The 4,516-nt window shown below is 71.6% G+C and carries 4 protein-coding genes; 1 reads left to right on the top strand and 3 read right to left on the bottom strand.

Features of this window, described 5'->3' with window-relative positions; translation table 11 throughout:
* The 3 genes from NH339_RS17365 to pstC all read right to left on the bottom strand — a co-directional run.
* Positions 1-1,393, bottom strand: a 1,393-nt coding sequence (locus NH339_RS17365; RefSeq protein ID WP_253027257.1) for a substrate-binding domain-containing protein, incomplete at its 3' end; no start/stop codon positions are given.
* A complete protein-coding gene (gene pstA, locus NH339_RS17360; protein ID WP_253027256.1) occupies positions 1,390-2,598 on the bottom strand; it encodes a phosphate ABC transporter permease PstA in 1,209 nt (402 codons plus the stop codon). The genes pstA and NH339_RS17365, both read right to left, overlap by 4 nt.
* Positions 2,595-3,608 (bottom strand): phosphate ABC transporter permease subunit PstC, encoded by a 1,014-nt coding sequence (gene pstC, locus NH339_RS17355; RefSeq protein ID WP_253027255.1) that lies wholly within the window; start codon positions 3,606-3,608, stop codon positions 2,595-2,597. Before pstC ends, pstA begins: the two co-directional genes overlap by 4 nt.
* Before the next feature lie 243 nt (positions 3,609-3,851).
* Between pstC and NH339_RS17350 the strand changes: the two genes are divergently transcribed.
* The gene (locus NH339_RS17350) at positions 3,852-4,379 is read left to right on the top strand and encodes a YbhB/YbcL family Raf kinase inhibitor-like protein (protein WP_253027254.1); all 528 of its coding nucleotides are present in this window, start codon (positions 3,852-3,854) and stop codon (positions 4,377-4,379) included.
* Positions 4,380-4,516 lie beyond the last annotated feature (137 nt).

Genomic DNA, 4,516 nt, shown 5'->3' with positions numbered 1-4,516 from the left:
CGGCGCCGGGCGCGTCGGGCGTGCCGCCTGCCGAGCCGTCACCTCCGGCAGCGCCGCCGGTGCCGCCCGAGCCGCCGCCGGCACCGCCGCCCTTCTTCGCCTGCTCCACCGACGTGGGCGCGGTGCCCGTGCCCGTGGTGCACGGGCCCTGGCCCTGCTGGTCGCAGCTCGCCGGCATGGGCGCGATCTGCGCGAGCTTGTTGGCCGACAGGTTGCCCGGCACGAAGGTGGGGTTGTTGCACTTGGTGACCGAGCGGTCGTTGAGGTTGACCTTCGGGTCGGCCTTCCGCAGCTTGGACAGCTCGGTGAAGCCCGCCTGCACGAGGTTGAGCGGCAGCGGCGAGTACCCGTACTTGCCGGCCTTCGTCTGCCCCTCGCAGAGCGAGTAGAACATGAAGTCCGCCAGCGACTGCCGCTTGGACGTGGTCATGCGCTGGTCCTTCGCGCCGGTCGGCAGCAGCAGGTAGCTGTACGACGAGAGGGGGTAGGCCCGCTTGTCCTGCGCCGTGTAGACGCCGAGCAGGTCCTGCGTCAGGTCCTTGCGGATCCGCGCCTTCGTCAGGGCGACGGCCACGTTGTACTGCGTCGGCTCGACGTAGTAGCCCGACCGGTTCAGCACCTTCACGACCGGGAAGTTCTTGTTGACCGGGTAGGAGTACTCGACGTAGCCGATGGTCCCGTTGCCGGCCGCGTCGGCGATGGTGTTCATCACCTGGTCCGAGCCGTTCGCACCGGTCGCGTTGCCCTTGCGCGGGAAGTACGACGTCAGGCCTGCGCGGCCGAAGAACGGGCGCCAGTCGCTCGCGTGCTGCGAGTCGAGCCAGGCCGTGAACTGGGCGGTGGTGCCCGAGCCGTCCGAGCGCACGACCGGTCGGATCTTCAGCGACGGCAGCTTCGTGCCGTTGTTGTCCTTGGCGATCGCGGGGTCGTTCCAGTTGGTGATCTTGTTCGTGAAGATCTTCGCGATGGTGTCGCCCGACAGGCGCAGGTTGCGGACCATCTTCCCGCCGACCCGGACCTGGTAGGTGAAGGCCGTGCCGCCCGCGACGATCGGCACGTAGGAGAAGGGCCGGTTCTTCGGCGGCGGGTCGTCACCGCCCTGCGCACCGCTGCCCTGGTAGGGCACCTCGGTGATGCCGAAGTCGGTGGTGCCGGCCGCGAACGCCTTGCGTCCGGCCGACGAGCCGCGTCCGGTGTAGGTCACCTTGATGCCGTTCGCCGACACGTCGGTGATCCACTGGTTGACGATCACCTGGGACCAGGTGGAGCCCGACCCCTCGATCTGGGCGTAGGCAGCCTCCGCGGGGCGCGACGACGCGATCAGCACCGCGATCGCGAGCAGCACGACGCCGACGCCCGCGCGAGCGGGGCGGGCGAGAAGACTCTGGTTCACCGGGTTCCCTTCCTCGGTCGCGCCAGGAGGCGAGCGACCACGAACAACGTCAGCACGAGGCCCAGCAGCACGGAGGCGGCTGCGAAGGCGCGGGCGATCTCGAGCGGCTCGCCGGAGCGGACCGTCGAGTAGATGTAGAGCGGCAGCGAGTTCATGACGCCACCGGTCGGGTTGGTCACGAGGAACGTGGCCGAGCCCGACGTCAGCAGGACCGGCGACGTCTCACCGATGCCGCGCGCGACGCCGAGGATGACGGCGGTCGCCAGGCCGGGCCGCGCCGTCGGCAGCACGACGTGCCAGACGGTGCGCCAGCGGGAGGCGCCGAGCGCCAGGCTCGCCTCCCGCAGGCTGCCGGGCACGACCCGGAGCACGACGTCGGAGGCGCGGGCGATGATCGGCAGCATCATGACGGCGAGAGCGAGAGCAGCGGCCAGGCCCGAGCTCGGCAGCCCGAGCGTCACGATCGCGACGGTGTAGATGAACAGACCGGCGACGATCGACGGCAGGGCCGTCATGGCCTCGACGACGGTGCGCACGACCCGTGCGAGCCGGCCGCCGACCTCGGTCATGTAGATCGCGGTACCGATGCCGAGCGGGATGGTGATGGCCACGGCGATGCCGACCTGGATCAGCGAGCCGACGATCGCGTGCAGGATGCCGCCCCGGGTGAACGGGTCGCGCGGGCCGACGCCCTCCATGTCGTGGGTGAAGAAGTTGACGTGGAACAGCGCCTCGCGGCCGCGCAGGAAGATGAACAGCACGGTGCTCAGCAGCGCCAGGCCCAGCAGGACCACCGCGGCGTGCACCACGGCGCTCATGACCCGGTCGACGACCTCCGGGCCCGTCCCGACCACGGCCGTGAGCAGCCCGACGATCACCAGGCCCAGCACGAACGTCGTCAGCGTGAACGCGACCGCGCCGTCCCAGGGCAGCAGGCGGTCGGTCACGAGCCAGGCCAGCGCGACCGCGGCCAGCCAGGCGCCCAGCTGGACGAAGCGCTGCTCGGCCGTCGTCGAGCGCAGCAGGCGGCGTGGTCCGTCGACGTCGTTCTTGCGGACGGACGGCTCGGTGCGCACCGACGTCGTCCCCCGCGCCGCGGTGGCCGTGGCACCGGGCCGAGCTGCCTGCGGGGTCGCGGGCGGCACCGTGACGGCCGGGAGGTCCGTCGTGCGGGTGAGGTCGGGGTCGAGGGTGGGCGCGCTCATGCGTCGGCTCCTGCTCCGGACCGGCTGCGCGCGACGACCATCGCGGCGAGCGAGTTGATGACGAGGGTGATGACGAACAGCACGAAGCCCGCGGCGAGCAGCGCCGCGAGCTGCGTGTCGGCGGCCTCGCCGAAGCGACCGGCGATCAGGGCGGAGATGGTGTTGGTGCCGATCTCCAGCGGGCGCACCTTCAGGTCGAACGACGGGGAGATGATCAGCAGGACCGCGATCGTCTCGCCGAGCGCGCGGCCCAGCCCGAGCATGGTGCCGCCGATGATGCCGCCGCGGCCGAAGGGCAGCACCACGGTGCGCACGACGCCCCAGTGGGTCGCGCCGAGGGCGAAGGCGGCCTCCCGCTCGCCGGGAGGGGTCTGGGAGAACACCTGCCGCATCACGGCGGTCGCCATGGGGATGACCATCATCGCCACGGCGAGACCGGCCAGGAAGGCCGAGGCGGTGTAGGCCGAGCGGTCCCAGACGGCGGCGTCGGGATCGGTGTCGACCCGGAAGATCGGGATGAAGCCGAGGTGCTGGTGCAACCAGTGGGCGACGTCGGCGACGTACGGCTTCAGCAGGAAGAAGCCCCACAGCCCGTACACGAGGCTGGGCACCGCGGCCATGAGGTCGACCAGCGAGGTGAGCGGTGCCCGCAGGCCCGGGGGCGCGTACTCGGCGATGTAGAGCGCCGCGAGCAGCGACAGCGGGAACGCCACGACGAGGGCGACGGAGGCGACCGTAAAGGTGCCGATGAGCACCGAGCCGATGCCGAGCTTGTCCGACTCCGGCTCCCACTGCGTCTCGGTGAGGAACCCGAGCCCGTACCGCTGCATCGTCGGCACCGCCGACCACGCGAGGAACAGGCCGATCCCGCCGGTGATGACGAGCACCGTCACGGCGATGCTCCGCGTGGAGAGGACGAAGGTGCGGTCGGAGCCGCTGAGCTCCGTCGAGAGCGGTCGGGGCTCGTCGACGTCGACGCGCGCAGGCTCGCTGCGCAGGACGGTGGTCACGCCTGGTGCTCCTGGGGGTGGAGGACGGCGCGTCGGTGGACGGGCCTCGAGAACTCTGACAGCGCGCGACGGCGTCCGGAGCGTCTGCGGTGAACGGGTGATGAATGGTCGGCGAGCACTCGGGTGAGGCGCATCCGGGGGCCTGCCGGGGCGCTCGACGGGGCTCGACAGGACGCTGGACAGGACACTGGGACGGCCGGCGTCCGGACTGCGCGAGGAGGAGGGCGTCGCTAGCGTGGGGTCATGAGTCTCGAACGTCCCGTCACCCCCGACCCCTATCCGCTGCTGCCGGCCGCGGCGTCGTTCTCGGTCACGAGCGACGACGTCACCGACGGCGCCCCGCTCAAGGACGACCAGGTCAACGCGCACGGCGACACCTCGCCGCAGCTGTCCTGGAGCGGCGCCCCCGAGGGCACGCGGTCCTACGTCGTCACCTGCTACGACCCCGACGCCCCGATCGTGTCCGGCTTCTGGCACTGGACGGTCGTCGACATCCCCGCCGACGTCACCTCGCTGGACGCCGGCGCCGGCGCGAGCGACGACACGCTGCCCGAGGGCGCCTTCCACGTGCGCAACGACGGTGGCGGCAAGAACTTCATGGGGGCCGCGCCGCCGGAGGGCGACCAGCCGCACCGCTACTTCTTCGTGGTCCACGCGGTGGGCGAGGAGAAGCTCGGGGTCGACGGCGACGTGAGCCCCGCCGTCGTCGGCTTCAACCTGGCGTTCAAGACGCTCGGTCGCGCGATCGTCCACGGCACCTACCAGCACTGACGCGTCGCGCCGTCGGCGACGATGGCGCTGACGCACGAGGGCCCCGGAGCTGCTGCTCCGGGGCCCTCGTCCGTGGGCTGGGGATCGCTCAGGCCGGCGGGGCCGGCGGCTCCTCGCCGTCGGTGGGCGCCGGCGGG

The organism is Aeromicrobium sp. CnD17-E, from assembly GCF_024124745.1.
GTDB lineage: Bacteria > Actinomycetota > Actinomycetes > Propionibacteriales > Nocardioidaceae > Aeromicrobium.
Note: the sequence above shows the minus strand (reverse complement) of the source record. Positions and strands in the feature narration are given on the sequence as shown.